Raw genomic sequence first — 22722 nt, 5'->3', positions numbered from 1 at the left:
GAGATTCCTTTGCGAACTCTGGCAATATTGCAAACTCTGGCAAAATCGCCTGCCAGAAACCGACCCTAAACGGAACCGAATGAATCCCAATAAATCCATTTTTCAATCATTCTCTACGCTAAGGAAATACGTTGACTGACAAAACTCTACCTGTGGTTGCCTTTGTTCTCTTCATGCAAGTTCCTTGCGTCGCGCAAGATAACCACTCTGGTTTTCATTTGCAGATTGGCAAAGCCCCGCTGTCGGCCAAGTTCTCAAGCGATACTCATAGCATTTGGGGAGGTTCGTTGGTAAAAGGCGGCGATGGTATGTATCACATGTACTATTCTCGCTGGGAAAAAAAACTCGGTTGGGCCTGGGTGACTCATTCGGAGATCGCCCATGCGGTTTCCGAAAGTCCGTTTGGTCCGTTCCGGTTTCAGGATGTCGCGTTGCCGCCACGTGGCGCCGAATTTTGGGACGGACTCTGTACTCACAACCCAACGGTACACCGGTTTGCAGACAAGTATTACCTTTACTACATGGGCAATACAGGTGATGGCGTCGTGACTGGAGCCCCGGGTAAAGTGAAGCTCAATCCTGTGCATCGAAATAACCAACGCATTGGTGTTGCTGTTGCGGACAATCCGAATGGGCCGTGGATACGTTTTGATCAACCGTTGATCAATGTCAATCCGGACGTCGAGTCGTTGGATGCGTTGATGACAAGCAATCCATCGGTTGTTCAACGGCCTGATGGTGGCTATCTAATGGTTTACAAAGCGGTGGGCAAAAAGAAACCAGGAATTTGGGGCGGTCCGGTAGTCCACTGTGTCGCAACTTCGGATAGTCCTATCGGCCCGTTCAAGAAGCACGATGAGGCTGTGTTTCAGGCGCCAGGATTTGAATTCCCCGCCGAAGATCCCTTCATTTGGTATCAGGATGGAAAATATCGCGCCATCGTAAAAGACATGCGAGGTGCCTTCACCGACGCGGGTCAATCGCTCGTCCTATTTGATTCGACCGATGGATTGGAGTGGAGTTTGGCAAACAGTCCGCTCGTTTCCACTTTGCAAATCAAATGGGAAAATGGACAAGTCCAGAAACTGAAACACCTGGAACGTCCGCAACTCTTTATCGAAGATGGCAAACCGGTTGTCTTGTTGTGCGCGGCCGATACTCTCGACGACCAAGGAGTTTTGCAGTCCTTTAACGTTCAAATCCCCGTCCAAACGTCCGCTGGTTCCGAACGCGAGTGATTGGAACGCAAATGCCCAGGATGAGTCAAATTGTCACTGGCACGTTCCTTTTGCCTTCGGGTAGTCACAACACGTCCACCGGTGAAATGCAGGGCACCCGTCCAATTTTGCACAAACCGAAGAGACAGAGATTGCTTACTCGAAGAGCCATCGCTCTTTTGCGCCGTGTGGTTGTTGTGAAGGTTAGTATGGTGTTCCATGCAGATCAAGAATGCGACCTGCGACAAATTGACTAAGAGACAGCAATCTCGTTGGCATTAAATGGTGATCCGCTGCGGGTCTTCGTTGAACAGGATGCGGATTTTGGAACGGGGTTACAATTTGCCGTCAACGGTGTGGACGTGGGAGAAGAGGATGCGGGGTTGGCAGTTGGTTTGGCCGAGCAGGTGCTTTTCGAATCTCACTCCGATGTACTCATTAACTCGGGTTTCACAAACGAATTTTTTGGGACGATCTTTACTCTATTTGGCGGCGTAACGATGAACGTCAGTGATATGCACGGATCCATCGTTTCATCGAGACCGATTGTGGGCAATGTTTATCTCGATACGCATGCCTCATCCTTGCTATCGGTATCGAGTGTGCCGGAACCATCATCAATTTTAGCGATCTTGATGGGCAGACTTTTCCCGCTACTGCGAAGAAGAAAGCTCATCGTACGATAGCTTGCTTCGTAGGCAGAGAAGTCGCTTGTCGGATGCCTGTTTGCTTTCCCTGTCGGATTCGTGGAGTTCCTCTGCGAGGGATCAAGATAAGGTTTTGACACCGTTTCAGCTGGCAGGGACGATTCCCAAAAGTTTTGATGCCTGATTTGATCTGATGTCGGTAGACGGCTGCGCACGCGACAATTACATTCGTTTTCAGACGGACACGGCAATCGCAACGCGGGAAACCGAGATACCGGTTGTCTTTTGTTTGCCAACGATAAATTTGCCAAAACTGATTAACCTTTTGCCCTGAATGAAAGTGGAATGTCCATGAATTTGCGTTTTCTCCTCGCACTAATAGCGACCATTAGCGTAGGCATCACAGCACATTCGGAATCATTGGTCTACGAAGGCAGGAGTGGTCCCGGGGTTGGCAAACATATTGTTTTTCTGGCTGGCGACCATGAATACCGATCCGAAGAGACGCTGCCTGCATTGGCTCGAATCTTGTCGGCTCACCACGGATTCAAATGCACGGTGCTGTTTACAGTCGATCCGGAAAGTGGCGAAATTGACCCCACGGCAGACAATCTGCCTGGCACCGAAACGCTCGGGTCGGCTGATCTGGCGGTTGTTTTTTTGCGATTCAAGAACCTCCCCGCCAACCAGATGCAGCCAATTGTCGATTATCTTGATCGTGCTGGTCCCGTCATCGGATTGCGTACCGCAACGCATGCTTTCAAGATTCCAGCGGATTCTGCGTTTTCCCAATATGACTATGTTCACAAGGGTGCTGACTATGAACGCGGGTTCGGTCGTCAAGTGCTCGGGGAAAGCTGGTCGGGGCACTACGGGAAAAACCACGTGATGTGTACGCGATTGGACATTCCGGAGGAATCAAAGTCGCATCCGATTCTTCGCGGTGTCACTAAACCTTGGGCTCAGTCGGGCGGATATTGGACCGAGCCGATGGACGATTGCAAGGTATTGGCGATGGCACAGCCGCTTAACGGCATGAGTCCCGATTCCGACGTCGCCGAAGGCAAGTTACCCTGCCCGGGTGTTTGGATTCGTAACTATGACGGAAAGGACAGCAGCAAGGGACGTGTTTTCGCGACGACCCACGGAGCATCGGAAGACATTCTTGACCTTGATTTCCGTCGCATGATCATCAACGCTTGCTTTTGGGGTTGTGGATTAGAGGATCAAATTACATCTGATTTGAGTGCGGATTTCGTTGGTGCCTATCAACCGTCGACGTTTCAGTTTGATGGATACCGGCGAGGCATCAAACCGACAGACCTTGCGGACTTGAATAGCCCTATCATGTCTACGGAAAAACGGATCGTATTGCCTGCGTCAAGAACCGCAAAGCGGAAATTCAATGCGAATGTAGATTCTCTTCGCCGCTACGAATGCCCCGAGTGGTTCCGCGATGCAAAGTTTGGAATCTATCTACATTGGGGAGCCTATTCCGTCGTCGAGCGAGGTGAATGGTACGCGAGAAAACTCTACGAGGAAGGAAGTGAGGACTACAAGTATCACGTCGAAACGTATGGGCATCCGTCGGAGTTTGGCTACAAAGACTTCATTCCGATGTGGAAGGCAGAGAACTTTGATCCCGACGCGCTGCTAGCGTTGTTCAAACAGGCGGGGGCCAAGTATTTCACCCCTTGCGCGGTGCACCACGACAACTTTGATCTTTGGGATTCAAAACATCATCGTTGGAACGCGGTGAATATGGGCCCAAAGAAGGATTTGATTGGTATGTGGAAAACCGCGACCGAGAAAGCGGGTTTGCGATTCGGCGTTACCACACATCTGAGTCGCAGTTACAGTTGGTTGAACGTGGCCAACCAATCCGATATCGCGGGTCCTATGAAAGGTGTGCCATACGATGGTGCGAGTCCCCAAGGCAAGGGGCTCTATCCGCCGAAGCATGGTGATACGCATCCGCGTGCTGCGCTCAATCCCCCAAAGGCATGGCGGGATGCTTGGGCTCGTCGCGTGAAGCAACTCATCGACGACTACCAGCCCGATCACTTGTACTTTGATTGTTCCGTTCCCTTTCGTGGTGCGGATGCTGGTAAGACAGGTTTGCAAGTGATCACACATTTGTACAACAACAATCCAGATGCAGTGATGTGTATCAAGGCACGTCCGTGGCAAGGATTGTATGCGCCGGGGATCGCAACGCTCGACTACGAACGTGGGAAAGCCAGTTACATCCTCGACGAACCATGGCAGACGGATGATTCGATCGGTTCGTGGGGCTACAACAAAGATAAGCCGTATACGACTGCGGATTTGCAGACCGATAAGCTGATCGACATTGTCAGCAAGAACGGCAATCTGCTGTTAAACATTCCAATTCGCGCCGATGGTACGTTGGATGAAACAGCAACCGGTATTCTCAAGGATATGGGTAAGTGGCTGGCAGTAAATGGTGAAGGCATCTATGGAACTCGCCCGTGGCACGAGTTTGGCGAGGGACATACAAATGAAATACCGCACTTCGTCGTCAAGTCACCGTTCAAATCGAAAGACATTCGCTACACCACCAAGGGTGAATACCTCTACGCATTCGTGCTTGATTGGCCGGGCAAGAATCAACCGTATGTGGAAATGGCGTTACTTTCGCCTGGAAACTACCGAATCGGCAAAATCGAATCGGTCGAGATGCTTGGGCACGACGGAGAGATTCAGTGGGAACCGCACCCGGACGGGTTGCGGGTCTTCTTCCCTGAAGAAAAGCCTTGTGACTTCGCATACTGTTTCAAGATTCATCTACCTAAGAGGTAACTGCTTACAAGCTTCGGGCATGCGGTTGCCGGTGATTTCGTAGCCTGGTTGGCAATTGCCAACCACTTTGAAGGTGCATGTTTGGGCTTCAATTCCCCAGTCGAGATTGTAGCTGCTCAGTAAGTTGCTTCACGATGGCTGCGTTTGTATCGGCAATGTTCTTTGTTTCCTTGGCCTCGGACGTGTGGTCGTATAGCTCGGCGTATCCGTCCTTGTGAAGAATCAAACGGTGTGCGTTCGTACGAATGGTCTTTGCATTTGCGCGGTAAGCAATCGCAGGATGTCCTGACGATTCGGGATTGTCCAGTAAGGAACGCAATGAGATTCCGTCCACAAATGTGGGTTTGGGAATCCCGGTCAAATCGCATAGGGTGGGAAACAGGTCCAAGGTTTCAACAATTGAATTCGTCGAGTCGCCAGGTCGGTTGATGCCGGGGTAAGACACAATCAGTGGCGAGTGCAGCGATTCTTCGAACAACGCGTGCTTGCCCCATATGGCGTGCTCGCCGAGGTGCCAACCATGATCACCCCAAAGAACCACGATGGTGTTCTCGAACTCGCCCGTGTTGTGCAATCGCTCGATCAAACGCCCGACTTGAGCATCGGCGTAGCTAACACAAGCCGCGTAGTGTTTGCGCACTTGCAGTGCGAAATCCGCGTCCGTGTTTGGGTTGCGGTTCCAGCGATTGTATTTCATAAACTCGCCCGAACCATGCCACGTTGTTTTCCCTTCGGGCTTAATGGGATGAGCTGTCGGAGGCAGTTCGGCGTCGGCGTAAAGTTCTAAGTACTTCGCCGGCGCACCGAACGGCAGGTGCGGACGAAGAATTCCAACGGCAAGAAAGAAAGGTTTGTCGTGCACGGACGAAAGTTGATCCATTTGACGAAGAGCCTCGTCGACTGAAATTCCGTCTGGATAAATCGAATCGGAACCTTCACACGACTGAAACAGATCCATGTCAGCGGCGTTCACACGAATCTCGCCATTTGCCAAACCATGCATCCAACCTCGTGGGTGTTGCCAGGGACCAGCGGGTAACAAATGACGATCCCACGCATTGGGCATTTCGAGGTTGTCATCGTCGTCCCAATCCTTTCCGCCCCTTCCGCCCGGATGATGCGAGACCTTTCCAACCGAAACGGTCCTGTAACCGCTTTGGCGAAACCATGCCGGCATGCTTGGCGTAATGGACTGCGGATCGGACGCCATTATCGCTGACCGCTGAAACAATGCATTGTTGCTTGCACCGCCATAGCGTCCAGTCAACAACGTGAATCGAGATGCACCACAGGTCGGTGCTTGAACATAGTGATGGCGAAAAACCCTGCCTTTCGACGCCAACTGATCAATGTTCGGTGAGTGGATATAGGAAGCTCCATAGCAGGCCAGTTCTGGTCGTAAGTCATCAACGCAGATTAGTAGGACGTTGCGTTTCCTTGGTTCGGCATGGGCAATCGGAGAAACGTTAAACGACGTTGTCGCGACGACCAGCAGAAACGCTGGCATGTTGAGAAGCGATTTAAGGTGTTTGTTAATCATCTACGGTTTCAACAGGATTATTAGGAAATATAGTCAATGTATTCAATCGACTTCTTCGGCAATGGACTCCGTCGCTGTTCGTTCGAGGACAAGTCGCCAAAGCAAATCTTGTTAGGGCCAAGTATACTGGCTTCTAACGACGGGTGGGCGATCTCGCTAACAGACATCGGTATCCCGTGGGGCGCGTCGGTTTCTCAACGATCGATAGGCATATGTTTTTTAAGTTCGTCGGTTGGTCCCTGAAAAGCGGTCAGTCCAAATTCAGGTAAGATGGCGATGATGTGATCAAAGATCTCGGCCTGGACTCGCTCGTAATCGCAGGCATCTTGTTTTCTGCAGAATGCAACGATCTGAATCGGCAATCCTTCGGCACTCGATTGCTGGTGCTGAACGATCACAGACATATCATCGCGAAGATCTGGGTGCTGTTTGAGATACCTTTCGAGGTAAGCTCGTAGAGTCCCAATGTTTGTCAGTCGGCGGATGTTGGGCGAGCAGAGTTGTGCGTCAGTGAACTGCAAGTTGTATTTTTCAATCGCGTCGCGTTTGTCGTCGAGGTAGCGTTCTAACAGCGCGATATTACGAAGTCGGTGAAATTGCTCCTCCGTCAGAAACCCGATCCCATTCATGTCGATCGATACAGAACGTAGAATTCGACGCGCACCGGATTCCTTCATGCCTCGCCAATTGCGAAAGCTCTCGCTGACCAACGCATAGGAGGGGATGGTCGAGAATGTTTTGTCGAAATTTTGAATCTTGACGGTCGTCAAGCCGATGTCCGTCACAACACCGTCGGCACCGTATTGGGGAATCTCGATCCAATCGTCAATGCGGAGCATGTCGTTGCTGGCCAATTGAATGCCAGCGACGAAACCCAAAATCGTGTCCTTAAAGACCAGCAATAAAACCGCAGTCATGCCAGCCATACCGCTCAGCAGAACGGTCACCGAAGTGTCAAATACGACCGAAGCAACCAGGATCGCACCAACGACTGCAATGACAATCTGAACACCTTGAGTGGCGAAGCGTAGTGAAACGCCGGTTGGCAAATCATCGTTGACCAACACATCACCGCTAGCTCGAATCAGCGAGTTGATGGCTATCACCACAATGATGATCATGTATCCTTCGATCAAGTTGCGGACAAGCGTCAACGTTTCTGGGAATCCGTCCAACGCGAGCGGGACCAGCCAGTAAACGACCGATACTGCTAGAATGTGAGCACTACGACTTGCAACCAGACGTTCCCGCAATGCAGTCAGCCAAATCGTTGGTTTTTCTGACTTGAAATGGCTGACTATCCAAGGCACCAATGAGCGGATGCACCATCGGGCCACCCGATCGATGATGACCGCGAAGATGAGCACCACGGCGACGTTGGCGATTGGAACGATGATTGCTGCGAAGTTGTCGGGCAAACGAAGCCAATCGCGTAGAGTTGCTTGCGACTGTTGAATAATTTCTAACATGATTTCTCGTCACTCGTTCGGGCAGAAGCCACGGACCAAATTCTCCTTCTAGACGAACACACAGAAAGCGTGCACAGTGCCGTTAGTAAATCATTGAATGTCGCCGGACTTTTTGATGGCCCGGATCAACGTGAACCCAAGGTACACGGCGACGATGCAGCCTGCGGCCCCAGGGATCGACGTTTCGCCAAACAATGGTTTGACGTTGTTGCTTAATAGCGAGGTCGAACCGACGAATAGTGCTGATGCAAGCAGGCCGAGCACAAGTCGATTGACAATCGAACCGAGGCTTCGATGTTCGAGGTGAACGTCGAAACTGCCGCGGCGAATCCGGTTGACGATGTCGGAAATATCCGCTGGCAACGACTCGGCCAATCGGCTCCAATCTCGATGCGAATTTTGCAATTTTCGAAACAATCGCTGCGGCGAGAGCCGACGTTTTATTGCCTCGCGTCGGTATGGTTCGAGCAACTCAACGATGTTGAACGTCGGGCTCAATTGCTGAGCAGTGCCTTCTAACATTACCAACATTTTGATCAACAGGCTAACTCGTGCTGGCAGCAGAATTCGATGCCGTCGAATGATGGCGGTCATTCCGTTAAGTGCCCCACTAAGATCAAATTTGTCGATCGGTTGCGAACCGTACTCTTCGACGAATTCAACGAGATCGCTTCGCAGTCGTGACCGGTCAAAGTCTCGCGGCAGTTCACCTAGTTGCAACACGCTATCGAGCAAACGATCGGTATCCTTGTCGATTGCGGCGATCAATAGGTCTTCCACTTGTTCGCGGAGCTCTTCGTCGACGCGGCCTACCATGCCGCAATCAAGCACACCGATCACTTCGTCCTGTAGCACCATCAAGTTTCCAGGATGTGGATCGGCATGATAGAAGCCGTCTCGAAAAACCATTTCGAGGAACATTTCGGCGCCGCGGCGAGCGATGTCCGTCAAGTCGAAACCCGCCTTGAGCAGCAATTCCCGTTTGGAAACACTGATTCCTTGGAGTGCATCCATCGTCAATACGCGTTTCGTACACCGGTCGGGATGTGGTGTAGGAAAGAACACACCCTCATTCTCTGTGAAATTGGCTGCGAAGCGTGTTAAGTTTCGTTGTTCACGAGTGAAATCTAGTTCATGCAACAGCGTGTCGCGAAATTCGATTGCCGTTGCGACAGGATTGTACTGAGCAACTTCCGCCGAGTATTTCTCAGCCAACTTCGCCAATTCAATCAGAATCTCGAGGTCGTTTTGGACACGGTTTTCAATTCCCGCGTGTTGCACTTTGACGACGACACCCTTGCCATCGTGCATGACGGCGTGATGAACTTGGCCGATCGAAGCCGAGGCGAGTGCATCGGGTTCAAAACTTCGGAAAAGCTTGTCAGGGTGTTCGCCCAACTCTTCCATGATGGTCTCGACCACTTGCTCAGGCGAATCGGGCGGAGTGCTCGATTGAAGTTCGGATAGTTCTGCAGCTAATTCCGGTCCCACTAAATCAGCTCGCGTGCTTAGAATCTGACCGAGTTTGATAAAGGTCGTTCCTAGTTCTGATAGTGCCATGCGGACTCGTACCGCCTCGGAAAGCTCCCCAAGTTTTTCACCGTCGCTGCCGCGCAAACGACTCTGGACCCAGTCAGCCTGGACGTTGCTTAGCCACGGTGCGATTCCGTATTTCAACGCAACCGCGACCACTTCATTGAAGCGTCCGGCGTTGCGAACCAGCTTTGGGAGATCCTTCACTTCCATGATCATTTACCTGCAAAATATTGAACAAGGGCGATTTGGGGATGGCGAAAATCGATGTACGGTAATTGAATTTCCGCCACGTTACATTTACTTCCACGAAGTTTCGTTCGTGCTCATCAATCGAGTCGATGTTGGCAAAAAAGATTTGCTGATGATGCTCGTCCCGCTCCCGATTTGGTCCGCTAACAACGAAATCGAATGTGCTATCTACTTCAGCTTGTTGTGGAATCTTGGAAACCCAAAAAGGCTGGGGCTCGGTGAACTCCGATTCAGCTCGAAACTATGATAACCTATCTTGTTCAACAGGACCCCTTGTACCATAAGACAATTGTTCTGTTGTTGATTCAGGGACTTTCACGTGCGCTGGGTGTGAATGCGGTATCCACAAATGTCGGTGGCCCTTCAGTGATGACTGAACCCTAACCAACGAAAGATCAGACACCATCGATTGGAGCAACAGTGGACAACGATCAGTCGGTCGATACATACAAAGTACGAAGCAAACACTCGCTGGACACGTGGGCACGCGTCTACCTGCACGGGCTGATTGCCTTTGTGCTGATTTTCGCCATCGCGTACTTAGTAACACTGCTACTGCCCGTTTTTGATTTCACCGGCAATCGCCTTCTGTCAATCGTCGTGACGGTCTTCGCGATTTTGGTCGGACCGCCGATGGTGGGCAGCGTAATTTTATTTGGGGTCTTTCCGTTGCTTGGAAAGAAAGAGGCGTTGCGAGGCCTGCTTCGATGGGATGATCGACTGCTAAACGAAATTTCAGATGCAAAAGAGAAGGCCCAAATCGTGATGATCAATTGGCCTAGTGAAGAGGTCCGAACGATGGGAGTTTTGACATCAAGCTTTTTATCACCGGAAGGTGCAACCCAGCTTGCGGCCGTCTATGTTCCAACCACGCCGCAAACCAAGTTAGGATATATTCGAGTCGTTAAACTCGATCAAGTTGAGTTCACCGATTGGACGCTTAAGCAGTGGCAGCTGTATCAATTCACATTCGGATCGGTGTGTCCCGACCGAATTCGGGAAGTCGACGACTTGCATTAGGCACAGTACTCTCAAGTTTCATTCCCTGATTCGCACTAACCGGTGATTGGAGTTAGCAGTTCAAAACAACTACTCTTCCAACCCGAGAGCATTTCCGATCCTACTGTCTAGCTGGCTACCCAACGCTCCGCCGAGCGACCGAAGCGGGTTCTGGATTTTGTCACGAATCAAGTCGGCTTCGAGCTGGATTTGTTCGACGATCGTTTCCGCTTCACCTTTGATTTGCTCGACTTCGCCCTTAATCCGCTGAGCTTCGTTTCCGATTTGCCAAACGACAATAACCAAGATTAGCAGTGAGGTAGCCATGACCGATGCAATTCCAACGATGCACCATTTGATGACTTCGATTGACTGACCAAGTCGAGCGATTCCGTCGCGAGTTTCTTCGCGCTGGCGTCGAATACGGCGGCGCTTTTTGCGACGTTGCTGCTTGATCCGGGATTCTTCTCTTTCTAAAAGCAGGCTGACTGCAGCCGTCAATTCCTTCGTTGTCATTGGTTTGTCGTCAGTTTCCATGATTTGTCTCTTGGAGAATCGAGAAAGAGGAGGTACGAGGGCAGGCCTCGGCCCCAGAAAATGAAATACGGCCTGCTATTTCTTTTGTCAGTCTAGTTGGACATCCCACAGTTTGGAAGCAATCCGAGCCTGCCCTTCCGTGCAATTTAATGACACTTCGACGTATTGAGATGAAGTCGCTAGCTGAGAATAGTCTTGCGGCATCGCGATGCAACTTTGTAGCGTTAGCTGACAATGGTGTTAAAACGACTACTTTTGGGTGACCGTAGTGCGCAGGGTCTTGTACGTGCTTGGCACGGTTCTAATCGGAATGAGCACGAATGCTTGGGCGCAGACTCGGCTTCCAATCCCGTGGCAGGAAATCGATACGTTGATGCCGGAATCGAGCGAAATCTCGCTCGACCCGGATTCGCCAGTCATCCATTCGGACCAGCCGCTGATTCGAATGCCGTCATATTCGGGCGTGCCAAAGTTATTCGAAGTTGATGGTCAAAAAACCAGTGGATCTACGCATGACAGTTCTGCTGGCTTCGGGCTCAATCAGGACTCATTGGGACTTTCGCCACATTCATTCGACAGTTTGTCCAACCAAACTCGGATGGAGGCGCCCCAGTCTTCTGGGGTTCAAAATGCTTATGCGACACTCGGAGATGCCTCCGATAATGCGGTACGTGCAATACCATCCTTTGTAGAGCAATCAGCATCACCTAGCCGGATTGTGCGTTACGAAATACCGCTGTCAGATCATGAATTGAACCAAACGTTCATGAACCGTGGGATCGAAGGTCAGTTAATCGAAATCGCGGATGACACGAAACGAGGCAAGGAGTCGATATCCGATCGCGTAAAGTCATTCCTTCAGCCCACCGAGAGCTGGCAAGAGACAAAGAAGATTCGCGTTGTGCGGTACGAGGTTCCCGCCGATGACATCGCGTTTCATGCCCAGTTGACGGAAGTCGAGGGACAGATCTTAGAGCCTGGGATGTTGCGGCTGCCCGAGGTTCGTTTTTTTCAGCCCAAAGCTCGCGTGTTTATGGACCTGAAACAGGGAAATGATAGCGAATTTGATCTTTTCCAAGATGGTGCCATTCTTGCCTCGCTCGATGTCGTTGAACTCTATTTTCCAATGCCATTGATCAGCGAGCGGTTTGCCGAAGTGTTTGGTAAGCCAGATAAGCTATCTTCGCTAGGTTGGCGTGTCGGCGGCACACTTGGGTTAGGAATCACGACAGCGCTCAATAGCGGTTCAACCGACAACGGCCACGCTCCGGTATCAACTTTATCAGGGGGCATCCGATACGAATTCCCACTTGGAAGACCATCCCGTGAACTAATGGAAACGCGGGATATTCGTTTGGACCAACGCACAAGAGTCGGCATGGAGTTCGGATTGCAAGGCGGTGTTTCGACTCGTGAATCGTTAACCGAACGAGCCGACATTGGTCTCTACTTCGGAATTCTAGTGAATACTCCATGGGGCGGCTGATCGGAACCGTCGTGTGCAGAACGCAGCTAACCAAGGTCTACCAGCGGAGCATTCGGCGGAAGCACAAATCGAATCGCTTTGGGGAGAACACTGAACTCAAAAACTTTGGAACGGACCGGCTCGCCATCGAGATTCACCTGGAAAGGATTATCGCACTCGATCCGAAGCGATGGCAATTGTGCGTACGACACATACTCATTGCTCTCGTCGCCGAGAGTCAATATCTCGCTCAATACTTGACCAAATGACTGCATGTCGACATCGTGGACAATCATAAAGTCGAGTAGTCCATCGTTCAGGTAGGCTTTTGGGGCAACTTGCTGTCCACCTCCGCATTGACGTCCGTTTGCCGCGGTCATCACCAACACGTCACCCGATTTGGAAGTGCCGTCGGGCAGTGTGACACGACTGTGATGTGGCAATGCTTTTGCCGCCGTGACGATGCCCATCAATGAGTAGGCCGTTCCGCCGAGCGCCTTTTTCAACTCTGGCGGCGTATTTGCAGTCACCTCCGCCCCGAATCCGCCGCTGGCGATGTTGACGAAGTAACTGTCGTTGGCTCTTCCTACATCAATCGGAACGATGTTCCCCGTTGCTGCTAGTGTGAGTGCTGACAACGGATTACCGATTGGAATCGAACAGCCTGCTGCAAAATCATTGGCGGTACCGTAGGGCAACACGGCTACGGCGGCACTGTTCGGCTTATCAGTCGAGAGAATGCCACCAACCACTTCATTCACGGTGCCATCGCCGCCTCCGGCAATGATCACATCCACCCCGTCACGTACCGCTTCGGCAGCGTATCGCGCCGCATCGCCACCTTCCCAAGTCACACGAACTTCGATCGGTTGACCGGAATCGCGAAGCTCACCAACGGCGGATCGGAGCTCCGGATCGCCCGCTGATTTTCCATTGATAATGAGTCGCATCAATCTCGATTCGGGCATCTGATTACTCGTTGTTTGTTGATTTCGCTGTGGCATCACCCAAAAAGGTCCCCCGCAACACCGCCTTTTCCAGCTTACTCGATAGGCTAGATGGAAGTTGCCAGCGCATGTTCCTGTTCACCAAAATCATGCTGATTTCTAATGTGTTCATGGTGAAATTTGGGGTGACAAGGCAATTAGCGGTGACAATGCAAGAGATACATTAGACGCCCCGCTGTGTTTCACTGTCAGTTTCATGTTGCATCCGTATCGAACGGAGCGTTTTCAAATTCGCACGTTTAATGTATCTGATTTGCGTTTTGTCTTTTCGTCCAGAATTCGCTCGGTACTCGCCGATACAAACCAAAGAGTCTTCCTAATTGTTACAATTCGCAAACATCTGGCAGCCTGCGGTTAAATGTGGATGCGTTTCTTTCCAGTCTGGTGTTTGTTGCTGACGGCGACGGCTTCCCATGCACAGCAGCCGCTACCGGCTAGCTTATCTGCTGCGCTGTCCACTCCGATTGCATTGGCTGCATCTCCATCGCTCGAGTACGAACCAATCGATCTGGGGCTCTCGATCGAGTCGTCTCATGCACTGTGGTTAGAAGCGATCGATGACGGTTCGGAGAAACCGTCACGGGTACAGCAAGTCGCGATGATGCAGGTTCCGGCACAACTGGACGTGTCAGGTATCCAGAGTGTCGACGCTAGTCAATTTTCTGGATCGTTCGCAGCCCGGCCGGGGCGCTTTGACATTGGCTTGGATCTCTATTCAGCACCGGAATTCGAAAACGGCTTGATCGTTTTTGGTGACGACGTGGCAATGAAGTTCGGTGGCTATGTGAAGACTGACTTCATTTACGACTTTGACCCAATCGACTCGACTGACTCCTTTGTAACAACAAAGATCCCGGTCGGATCACCGGACCGTACGAATACTCGATTCCATGCGCGGCAAACACGTCTGAGTTTTGATACTCGGTGGAAAGCTGAAGGTTACACGGTACAGGCTTTCGTAGAAGGCGACTTTTTTGGCGAGAATAGCCAATTCCGTTTACGACATGCCTACGGCGAAGTCGGATCCTTGTTGGTTGGACGAACGTGGACAACGTTCACGGATGTGGCGGCCTCTCCAGCCACGATTGACTTTGAAGGTTCCGTATCCAACGTGAACCGGCGTCAAGCACAGGCTCGTTGGACGCAGCCTATTTTCGGTGATGCCTTGACGATTTCGATCGCTGTGGAAGATACGCGTTTCATCGTGATTGCGCCGCCCGGCCTTCCGGGTGACGCGCGGTCTCCGTCGCCAGACGTGATTGCCCGACTGAAGTTGACGAGGGATTGGGGACGATTTCAGTTTGCGTACCTGAGCCGCACGGGCGGGTACCAACCGACCGGTGGTCCCGTTATGGAGGGCTCTGCTTGGGGGCTAAATTTCACGGGAGTGGTGATGCTGTTGGAATCGACCAAAGTCTACTACCAAATCGTGCATGGCGAAGGTATTGGCAGTTACCGTAGTCTGCCCGATGCTGCACCTGAGTCGGCGACCACCGAAAGAGTGTTGCCGCTGTTCGGATGGATGGTCGGCATCACTCACGAATGGAACGATCGCTTCAGTTCCAACTTCACCTACGCGGCGAATCAACTCGATACCGCGCCGCTTCAGCCGCCCGATGACGTGAGTGCGACCAGCTATTTGGCCGCCAACTTGATCTGGAGTCCACTGGAACGCGTCAAGGTCGGCATTGAGTATCTATATGGGACTCGAGAGAACGTTAACATGTCGAGTGCCGATGCACATCGGATTCAATCAGCGGTCGCGTTCATCTTGCCGTGACCAAATGCGCACGACGATCAGCAATTTGAGCGATTCGACTACTGAATCGGCGCAAGCAAACGACACACGCGGACAAGGAAGCGATAGGGCAATGATTGATCGGTGTACTCGGCAGCGGTCGCAAGTATGCTCTCGGCAAAGTCGGCTTCCATCATCTCTTCGACCTCCCCTGCGAACTCTTCCCCGTAGATCAACATCGTGACCTCGAAGTTTAGCCTCATCGACCGGTTATCAAGATTGGCCGTTCCGACTGCGGCTACATTGTCGTCGATCAACCACACTTTCTGGTGCAGGAAACCGGGCTGATAGCGGTAGATCTTCACACCCGCCTCCTTCGCCTCTTCCAAGTAGGAGACACCCGAAAGATACACGTGCAAATGGTCCGGGTTTTGGGGAATCAAGATCCTCACGTCGACTCCTCGCAGTGCCGCCAACTGCAACGCAGACATTAGCTGCTCATCAGGAATAAAATACGGACTCACGATCCACAGTCGATTTTGTGCAGAGTTGATTGCATGCAGAAAGAGAAGCGTTCCCGTTTCTAAACGGTCAGCCGGACCGGTTGGGATGCAGGCTGCCGCCGTTTCGCCTCCCTCGGCTCTTTCTGGGTCCCAGTTCAGTTCCAACTTGTTACCGGTAGCCCAGTTCCAATCTTCCACAAAGGGGACTTGGATGGCCTGAACGACCGGTCCACGAAGTTCGACATGGGTATCACGCCATGGAGTCAAGACAGGATCCTTGCCTAGGTACTCGTCGCCGACGTTGTGTCCACCAACGTAGGCAACGTTTCCGTCAACGACGACGATCTTGCGGTGATTCCGAAAGTTTAACCGAAGACGATTTCCACGACCTTGAGTGGTATTAAACGGCACGATCTGAACTCCAGCCGCTTCCAATTCGTTGACGTACTTGGCAGACAAATCTTTGCTACCAAGCTCATCGTACAACACACAGACCCTTACACCTTCCGCTGCCTTCTTCAAGAACACTTCTTTACATCTCTGACCGAGTTCGTCATCACGAAGGATATAGAATTGAAAGAGGATATATTTTTCTGCGGTCTCCATTCCGTCAAGAATCGCATCAAAGGTTTCTTGGCCATTGACCAACAATTTGGCAGTGTTCCCAGAAGTGATCGGCAATCGGCTGATGTTATTTAATAGTTTTGCGTGGCTTTCTTCGATTGGAGTTCTCGGTACTAGCAACAATTGATCATCCTCAAGCATTTGTCGGGCACGACGTGCAGCCTCGCTATTTGCCAGTTGTTCGCTTTGACGCAGTAAATCGTACCCATCAAACTTTGACTGCCCGAGTCCCCAATAAGCTGGCACGGCGACGTAAGGGAACGTGTTCAGACTGACGGCCCACGCAATTGCACCTTGAGACGTACGAGTCGACATCACGGCTTTGACCGAGGTGAGAGCACCAAGAATGTGCATCACGACAATAAACGCGACTACCATTTTTCTTCGTTTTGACGTCGGTGCTTTTGCGGTGTTCGTATCGGATGCACTGCGGCTGCGTTTGAACATATCTTTCAACCTAAATAATACTTCGTGCAGGCCAACTCTTTCTTTTGAGCGCCGAGGTGTTAATCATTATCCACGATCACCCATTCATCAACTCGTTGTATGCCGCTTGGATATCCGGCAGCATTGTTTCTGCAGCAACTTCACCGGTTTCCGCGATGCCCGCCGCAGACGTGAAGTCGGCGAAATCGAACGCGGACGTATCAGGTTCGATCACATGATCCGCAAAACTCATCTGTAATTGAGTAATCCCCCGCCGAGAGACTTCCATGATCCGGTACGCCGTCTCGACGTTTCCCGGCTTTATCATCTTATTAGTCGCCATCCCTGGATAGTTGCCGGCAAAATGATTTGGAATTTCTTTTGAGACATCGACGCCAATCACATGTTGGGCGCCACGATCACTCAACAGCTCGACGGGCAAATTGTTCAATACGCCTCCATCAACCAAAATCTTCCCGTCTTTCAAGATTGGATTCGACATCACCGGGATATTGATGCTTTCGAGAATCGCATGAACAATATCGCCACTATCACGGACCAATTCTTGGCCGGAAACCAAATCGGTTGTCACGACTGAGAAGGGGATGTGCAGTTGTCCGAACAACCAATCATGATAGTGCTTTCGCAGCATTTGCTCCCATGCACCAGCGCGAAACTTTACAAACAGAAACAGGCGACGTCCTCCGCGGAAACGATCCAATAAGGTTGGAGGTTGAAGTTCACGTGCAAAAAGATCAATCAACGATTCAGGTGTCATTCCAGCGGCGTAACCAAGCCCGATCATGGCGCCCGCACTGGTGCCGCTCATCATATCGAAACTTATCCCAGCGTGATCAAGCACCTTCAGTACTCCCAAGTGTGCCAATCCGCGGGCACCGCCGCCGCCAAGAGCCAACCCAATTTTCACGCCACGAAGGTGACGAACAATTCGGTCTATTCCCTGCTGACAGAGTCGGCTGAGCTGATCATCCGATTCAGAAAGTGCAAGCAAAAAATCACGTTGGTCCAGGTTCTCGCAGCATGGTTTGCGGCGACCAAGGCTCTTGCCAGTGGGAACAATTTGCACGCAGGCAATTCGCGATTTCAGCGGTGGATGTTTGGCGATGAAGTTAGCCAGAATGGCATCGTTATTGGCCTCCGGCTGTTCGTTATCAAAGCACCAAAGGATTTCACCACACGCATGTATCTGTTCCGAAAACGACGCCGATTGTCCCGGCAACATGATGTCAACAAGCACGCGGTCGACACCGGCAAGCCGCTGGCGTACCCGATGGATCAGACTCGCCGAGTCAACGCCATTGCCTGAAAGTGCTTCCCTCATCGTTTCCGATTCGAGAGCAACTTCGGACCGATCCGAAAAGACACAGATTCGCTCATTCCGCTTCTGCAGTTCTTGTGTAAGTAACCGCAGTAAACATAGACTTTTGTTTGACGACTGACTCGAAACGATACCGACAACCTTGGGGAATCGGCGCAAAGGCTTTCCTTGAAACAGGCTCTCCATCCGTAGACCGAACGTGACGATCAAGTTTTGTCGCAAACGTGGCAATTCCATCATCAGCCGCATCGCTCGAGCGCGGCTGATCACTGCAACTTGCGATTCCGTGTCGGAAACGATTCGTGAATTGTCATCGAATTGGTCCGACAACAGTGAAGATTGCCCGATGGTATCCCCAAAATTTGCGAAACCGATGAGACGTTCCTGTTCGCCTCGAACATCGGCTCTCTCGCTGGCTTGATACATCCGCAATCGACCTCGGGTGACGGTATAGATCGCGAATACCGAGTCACATGGGAAAGCCAAGGTTTCATCCGGTTGCAGCTCTCGCCATGTGCAGGCAGCTGCCACTCTCTCGATTTCACGGTCCCCTAATCCTTCACAGATACGACAGGGTCGCAAACGGTCAATCGGTGTCGATTCGATTTTGCGTGGTTCCGCTGGCATTGAAAAAGATCACTATTTCGCGTCGCGTTGTCAGTTCCGGTGAATCAGTACAACTGGCGGAGTCAGATTCCTTGACTCCATCCACAATGTAAACCAAACTCGGTCGTGGTGTTCTCGGTCAGCTATAATCGTGTTCAAATATCGAAAACGGATGCAAAACCAAAGAAACCGAGTTACGAGTTGCATTTGCGCTAGTAACTGTTATCCAGAAACCTTCCTCTCAATGCGACAAGGTGCACCATGAAATTGTCCTCTGTCTTTTTTGCGCTCTCCGCTATTCTGTTTGGGGTAGCCAGTTGCAATGATACTGTAACCTACGCCGAATCGCTGGCCGGTTCCCGTCCGAATATTATCTTGGTGATGACCGACGACCAAGGAATGGGCGATTTGTCTTGTATGGGCAACGAAGTGTTGAGGACGCCGAACCTTGATCGCTTTTACAAAATGTCGACCCGGTTTACTGACTTTCATGTCAGCCCGACCTGTGCACCGACGCGATCGTCCATATTCAGTGGACGCCATGAGTTTCGCAACGGTGTTACTCACACGATCAAAGAGCGCGAGCGGATGGCACTGTCGACAACGACTTTTCCACAGCTATTACGAAACGCAGGATACGAAACCGCGATCTTTGGAAAATGGCATCTTGGTGATGAAGACGAATATCAGCCTTACAACCGTGGATTTAGCGAAGTGTTCATACACGGTGCTGGCGGTATCGGACAAGCCTACGAAGGAAGCTGTGCTGACTTTCCGCCGAACCGCGAAAAGGATGGAAAGTACTTTGACAACGTGATTTTGCACAACGATACGATCGTCCAAACCGACGGGTTTTGCACGGACGCCTTCTTTCAGGCTGCACTCGGCTGGATTAAGAAACAACATGATTCGAAGACACCTTTCTTCGCATATGTTTCGACGAATGCTCCGCATGGACCAATGCTGGCACCCGAGAAGTACAAGAAACGCTTCGCCGATCTTGGTTGGGACGCTAACACGCAAGGTCGCTACGGCATGATCGAAAATATTGATGACAATTTCGGCGTCTTGATGGAAAAACTCGATGAGTGGAAGTTATGGGATGACACACTCGTCATCTTCATGACCGACAACGGACAAGCCGGTCGCAGCGGAAAGCTGAATGGAAAAAGGGCTCCGATTTTCACCGCCGGTTTCAAAACGGGAAAGGGATCGCCCTATGAAGGTGGCACGCATGTACCGGCGTTTTGGCGTTGGAAAGGAAAACTTGGCGAAGGAATTGATATCCCCTCACTGACCGCTCATATCGACTTGTATAAGACTTTCTGTGAGCTTACCGGAGTCAAAATTCCAGACGGTATCCAGGAGATTGACGGACGCACGCTACTTCCATTGCTTGAGAATCCAAAATCATCGTGGCCTGACCGCAATCTATTCGTTCACCAAGGACGTTGGAACAAGGGTGACGATCCTGACCAAAGCAAATTCAAAAATTGCGCGGTTCGAACGCAACGTTGGCGATTCGTGAATAATAAAGAGCTTTACGACATATCGGTCGATCCCTACGAAAAGACCGACGTGTCTTCGAATCACCCGGAAGTCGTCGCTGAGATGCGGAAAGCGTACGACGCTTGGTGGGCCGTGACCGTGCCGTTGATGGTCAATGAAGACGTTCCGTACGCGTCAGAACACCCACAAGATGTTCGTTACGAAAAGCAACTTCAAGACATTGGCATCCCGAAATGGACTGCGCCTCGTTTGTAGGTTAGTATCAACGTCGAACCGACCCTTTGTGTTGCTTTGGCGACATGGCACTGATCAATCTCAGTGTTGGCGAATTTACATCAATGCCTAGCGGTCGGCAGGAACCAGCCATAATCGCGTTACGAAAGAACCCAAGATGAATCGTTTGAGCTTCGCATTGCTATGCTTCCTTCCGATCGCAGTGGCTTTTCCATCACGCGTCAGTGCGCAAAGTGACGTTGCGAATAGCATTGCGAATAGCATTGCGAATAACGCTGCGAATGATGCTGTCTTGCAGGATCCGGTCAAGTACGAACCGACATGGGAATCACTTGATTCCCGCAAGACGCCCGATTGGTATCCTGATGCCAAGTTCGGGATATTCATTCATTGGGGCCTTTATTCCGTTCCCTCCTTCTCACCGCGCGGAACGTATGCTGAGTGGTACTGGCACGCTAAAGACGGTACTCCACGCAAACAGGCTGCGGCGGTAGGCCGCTCCAAAGCGATCCAAGAATTCCATAAGCGTGTTTATGGCAACGACTTCGAGTACAAAGATTTCCGGCCACAGTTCACTTGCGAGATGTTTGATCCCGATCAATGGGCCGATGTCTTCAAACGCTGCCATGCAAAGTACGTGGTGCTAACATCAAAGCATCACGACGGGTACTGTTTGTGGCCGAGCAAAGAAGCGTCCGACAGTTTTGGAATGCCATGGAACAGCGTCGAGTCCGGACCACAGCGAGATTTGGTCGGCGAGCTGACGAAGTCGGTGCGTGCTGCGGATATAAAAATGGGGCTGTATTACTCAATCTGGGATTGGTTCAATCCGTACTGGCCCGAAAAGATGCAACCTTATGGAAACACGGAACTTAAGGATCACGATCCTGCTCGCGACAAATACATCGATGAAGTGATGTATCCTCAATTCAAACAACTGGTCAAAGACTATCAACCGGCGCTTCTTTTCTCGGATGGCGACTGGTGGATGGACGACGACAAATGGCGAACACGACCGCTTTTGTCGTGGCTCTATAACAATGCTCCGAATAAGAATGAAGTTGTGATCAACGACCGCTGGGGGCAAGTCCGTGGAAAGCACGGAGGCTATATGACCACCGAATACGGATCGGGATTTGACGACCCTAATGTGTTGTGGGAAGAGAATCGTGGGATCGGCAAGTCGTTCGGATACAACCGCGTTGAAACCTACGATGATTACAACTCGGGCAAGTTACTGGTTTTCATGCTCGTCGACATTGTCTCGCGTGGAGGCAATTTCTTGCTCGACATTGGACCGACTGCCGATGGACGAATTCCTGTGATTATGGAAGACCGGCTCGCACAAATGGGCGAGTGGCTCGACGTGAACGGTGAGGCCATTTTCGGCACCCGACGTTGGGTGACTGATGCTCAATGGTCCGACGGCGAGCGAATCAAGTACAGCAAGCAAGAGTTTCATCAGGGCAAGCCGGACCCAATTCTCGAGATGTCGATCATGCCGCGTGAAGGACAATCAGTCAAGGAATTTTACTTCACCCGCAAAGACAAAACGCTTTATGCGTTGTCGCCAAAATGGCCCAGCGGAAACAGTGTCACGATTAAGGGGCTAAGAGCATCGGATGCAACCAAAGTGTCGTTGCTTGGCAGCCAGAAACCAATTCCTTGGGAACAATCGGGATCGGATATCGAATTGGATGTATCCGAATTTGGAATCAACGACCTGCCACTGAACTATATGTTCGTCTTCAAATTCACGGAATGTAACGCGGCAGAGTAAAACCGTAGACATCCAACGAACTCTGTAATTGAGCACAGGCGGCTATTCGAGCACCGACAAAACGCTTTCGGGTGGGCGACCGATTGCTGCTCGTTGACCGCACGTCACGATCGGTCGCTCGATCAGCTTGGGATGCTCGACCATCGCCTGAATCAACGCTTTGTCGTCCTCGACCTGCGCAAGATCCAGTTCTTTGTAAAGCGCTTCCTTCGTACGCATTAGCTCGCGAGGCTGACAACCAAGCATTTTCAGCAGCTTTCGAATTTCACTGACGCTGGGGGAATCATCCAGGTAACGAACCACACGTGGATCATGTCCCTTTGCTTGGAGCAGTTCGAGCGTCTGTCGCGACTTACTGCATCGGGGATTGTGCCAGATCGTGATCTCTTTCATTTTCGTGCTTTTGTTAGACTAAATTTTAGTTTGCCCCATGTGCAGTATCGTACGATAGGAATTCTGGGTTGCCCATCCAGG

Annotated in this window: 16 protein-coding genes; 8 read left to right on the top strand and 8 right to left on the bottom strand. The window is 51.2% G+C overall.

What is annotated here, in order from left to right:
- Nucleotides 1-131 precede the first annotated feature (131 nt).
- From CA13_RS30690 to CA13_RS30680, 3 genes are all read left to right on the top strand, one after another.
- Nucleotides 132-1238, top strand: a complete 1107-nt coding sequence (locus CA13_RS30690; RefSeq protein WP_419195050.1) for a glycoside hydrolase family protein — start codon at nt 132-134, stop codon at nt 1236-1238.
- A 251-nt stretch (nt 1239-1489) separates the two neighbouring features.
- A complete protein-coding gene (locus CA13_RS30685; protein ID WP_146403178.1) occupies nt 1490-1903 on the top strand; it encodes a hypothetical protein in 414 nt (137 codons plus the stop codon).
- Nucleotides 1904-2215: 312 nt separating this feature from the next.
- Complete coding sequence (locus tag CA13_RS30680) at nt 2216-4687, top strand: alpha-L-fucosidase (RefSeq protein WP_146403176.1); 2472 nt, start codon at nt 2216-2218, stop codon at nt 4685-4687.
- Nucleotides 4688-4775: 88 nt separating this feature from the next.
- On the opposite strand, the gene CA13_RS30675 is transcribed toward CA13_RS30680, so the two are convergent.
- From CA13_RS30675 to CA13_RS30665, 3 genes are all read right to left on the bottom strand, one after another.
- Nucleotides 4776-6227: a sulfatase gene (locus CA13_RS30675; protein ID WP_146403174.1), complete on the bottom strand. Its 1452-nt coding sequence runs from the start codon at nt 6225-6227 to the stop codon at nt 4776-4778.
- Between the two features lie 194 nt (nt 6228-6421).
- A complete protein-coding gene (locus tag CA13_RS30670; protein ID WP_146403172.1) occupies nt 6422-7696 on the bottom strand; it encodes a mechanosensitive ion channel family protein in 1275 nt (424 codons plus the stop codon).
- Nucleotides 7697-7786: 90 nt separating this feature from the next.
- Entirely contained in the window at nt 7787-9442 is a 1656-nt protein-coding gene (locus tag CA13_RS30665) for an ABC1 kinase family protein (RefSeq protein WP_146403170.1), read from the bottom strand.
- A 459-nt stretch (nt 9443-9901) separates the two neighbouring features.
- Between CA13_RS30665 and CA13_RS30660 the strand changes: the two genes are divergently transcribed.
- Nucleotides 9902-10501 (top strand): DUF502 domain-containing protein, encoded by a 600-nt coding sequence (locus tag CA13_RS30660; protein ID WP_146403168.1) that lies wholly within the window; start codon nt 9902-9904, stop codon nt 10499-10501.
- Between the two features lie 69 nt (nt 10502-10570).
- Here the strand turns inward: CA13_RS30660 and CA13_RS30655 are convergent, their stop codons facing one another.
- Entirely contained in the window at nt 10571-11017 is a 447-nt protein-coding gene (locus CA13_RS30655) for a hypothetical protein (RefSeq protein ID WP_146403166.1), read from the bottom strand.
- A gap of 310 nt (nt 11018-11327) precedes the next feature.
- On the opposite strand from CA13_RS30655, the gene CA13_RS30650 reads away from it, so the two are divergent.
- Nucleotides 11328-12503: a hypothetical protein gene (locus tag CA13_RS30650; RefSeq protein ID WP_146403164.1), complete on the top strand. Its 1176-nt coding sequence runs from the start codon at nt 11328-11330 to the stop codon at nt 12501-12503.
- Nucleotides 12504-12529: 26 nt separating this feature from the next.
- Here the strand turns inward: CA13_RS30650 and yegS are convergent, their stop codons facing one another.
- Complete coding sequence (gene yegS / locus CA13_RS30645) at nt 12530-13450, bottom strand: lipid kinase YegS (protein ID WP_419195049.1); 921 nt, start codon at nt 13448-13450, stop codon at nt 12530-12532.
- Nucleotides 13451-13853: 403 nt separating this feature from the next.
- Here yegS and CA13_RS30640 point away from each other — a divergent pair, with 403 nt between their 5' ends.
- Entirely contained in the window at nt 13854-15269 is a 1416-nt protein-coding gene (locus CA13_RS30640) for a DcaP family trimeric outer membrane transporter (protein WP_419195048.1), read from the top strand.
- 38 nt (nt 15270-15307) lie between these two features.
- Here the strand turns inward: CA13_RS30640 and cls are convergent, their stop codons facing one another.
- Nucleotides 15308-16801, bottom strand: coding sequence for a cardiolipin synthase (gene cls, locus CA13_RS30635; RefSeq protein WP_146403158.1), 1494 nt, complete (start codon nt 16799-16801; stop codon nt 15308-15310).
- A 76-nt stretch (nt 16802-16877) separates the two neighbouring features.
- Nucleotides 16878-18746, bottom strand: a complete 1869-nt coding sequence (locus CA13_RS30630; protein ID WP_146403157.1) for a cyclic nucleotide-binding and patatin-like phospholipase domain-containing protein — start codon at nt 18744-18746, stop codon at nt 16878-16880.
- Nucleotides 18747-18986: 240 nt separating this feature from the next.
- Between CA13_RS30630 and CA13_RS30625 the strand changes: the two genes are divergently transcribed.
- Together CA13_RS30625 and CA13_RS30620 are read left to right on the top strand one after the other, a co-directional pair.
- Entirely contained in the window at nt 18987-20489 is a 1503-nt protein-coding gene (locus tag CA13_RS30625) for an arylsulfatase (protein WP_146403154.1), read from the top strand.
- 136 nt (nt 20490-20625) lie between these two features.
- Nucleotides 20626-22248: an alpha-L-fucosidase gene (locus CA13_RS30620; protein WP_146403152.1), complete on the top strand. Its 1623-nt coding sequence runs from the start codon at nt 20626-20628 to the stop codon at nt 22246-22248.
- 42 nt (nt 22249-22290) lie between these two features.
- Here CA13_RS30620 and arsC read toward each other — a convergent pair whose 3' ends face one another.
- Entirely contained in the window at nt 22291-22641 is a 351-nt protein-coding gene (gene arsC, locus CA13_RS30615) for an arsenate reductase (glutaredoxin) (RefSeq protein ID WP_146403150.1), read from the bottom strand.
- Nucleotides 22642-22722: the final 81 nt, after the last annotated feature.

Source organism: Novipirellula herctigrandis, from assembly GCA_007859835.1.
In the GTDB taxonomy this organism is placed as follows: Bacteria; Planctomycetota; Planctomycetia; order Pirellulales; family Pirellulaceae; genus Novipirellula_A; species Novipirellula_A herctigrandis.
Note: the sequence above shows the minus strand (reverse complement) of the source record. Positions and strands in the feature narration are given on the sequence as shown.

Excerpts from the sequence above, each read along its gene's own strand:
- CA13_RS30680 (WP_146403176.1), top strand. The coding sequence starts at position 2,216 with ATGAATTTGCGTTTTCTCCTCGCACTAATAGCGACCATTAGCGTAGGC.
- CA13_RS30675 (WP_146403174.1), bottom strand. The coding sequence starts at position 6,227 with ATGATTAACAAACACCTTAAATCGCTTCTCAACATGCCAGCGTTTCTG.
- CA13_RS30670 (WP_146403172.1), bottom strand. The coding sequence starts at position 7,696 with ATGTTAGAAATTATTCAACAGTCGCAAGCAACTCTACGCGATTGGCTT.
- CA13_RS30665 (WP_146403170.1), bottom strand. The coding sequence starts at position 9,442 with ATGGAAGTGAAGGATCTCCCAAAGCTGGTTCGCAACGCCGGACGCTTC.
- CA13_RS30655 (WP_146403166.1), bottom strand. The coding sequence starts at position 11,017 with ATGGAAACTGACGACAAACCAATGACAACGAAGGAATTGACGGCTGCA.
- CA13_RS30650 (WP_146403164.1), top strand. The coding sequence starts at position 11,328 with ATGAGCACGAATGCTTGGGCGCAGACTCGGCTTCCAATCCCGTGGCAG.
- yegS (WP_419195049.1), bottom strand. The coding sequence starts at position 13,450 with ATGCCCGAATCGAGATTGATGCGACTCATTATCAATGGAAAATCAGCG.
- CA13_RS30640 (WP_419195048.1), top strand. The coding sequence starts at position 13,854 with ATGCGTTTCTTTCCAGTCTGGTGTTTGTTGCTGACGGCGACGGCTTCC.
- cls (WP_146403158.1), bottom strand. The coding sequence starts at position 16,801 with ATGTTCAAACGCAGCCGCAGTGCATCCGATACGAACACCGCAAAAGCA.
- CA13_RS30630 (WP_146403157.1), bottom strand. The coding sequence starts at position 18,746 with ATGCCAGCGGAACCACGCAAAATCGAATCGACACCGATTGACCGTTTG.
- CA13_RS30625 (WP_146403154.1), top strand. The coding sequence starts at position 18,987 with ATGAAATTGTCCTCTGTCTTTTTTGCGCTCTCCGCTATTCTGTTTGGG.
- CA13_RS30620 (WP_146403152.1), top strand. The coding sequence starts at position 20,626 with ATGAATCGTTTGAGCTTCGCATTGCTATGCTTCCTTCCGATCGCAGTG.
- arsC (WP_146403150.1), bottom strand. The coding sequence starts at position 22,641 with ATGAAAGAGATCACGATCTGGCACAATCCCCGATGCAGTAAGTCGCGA.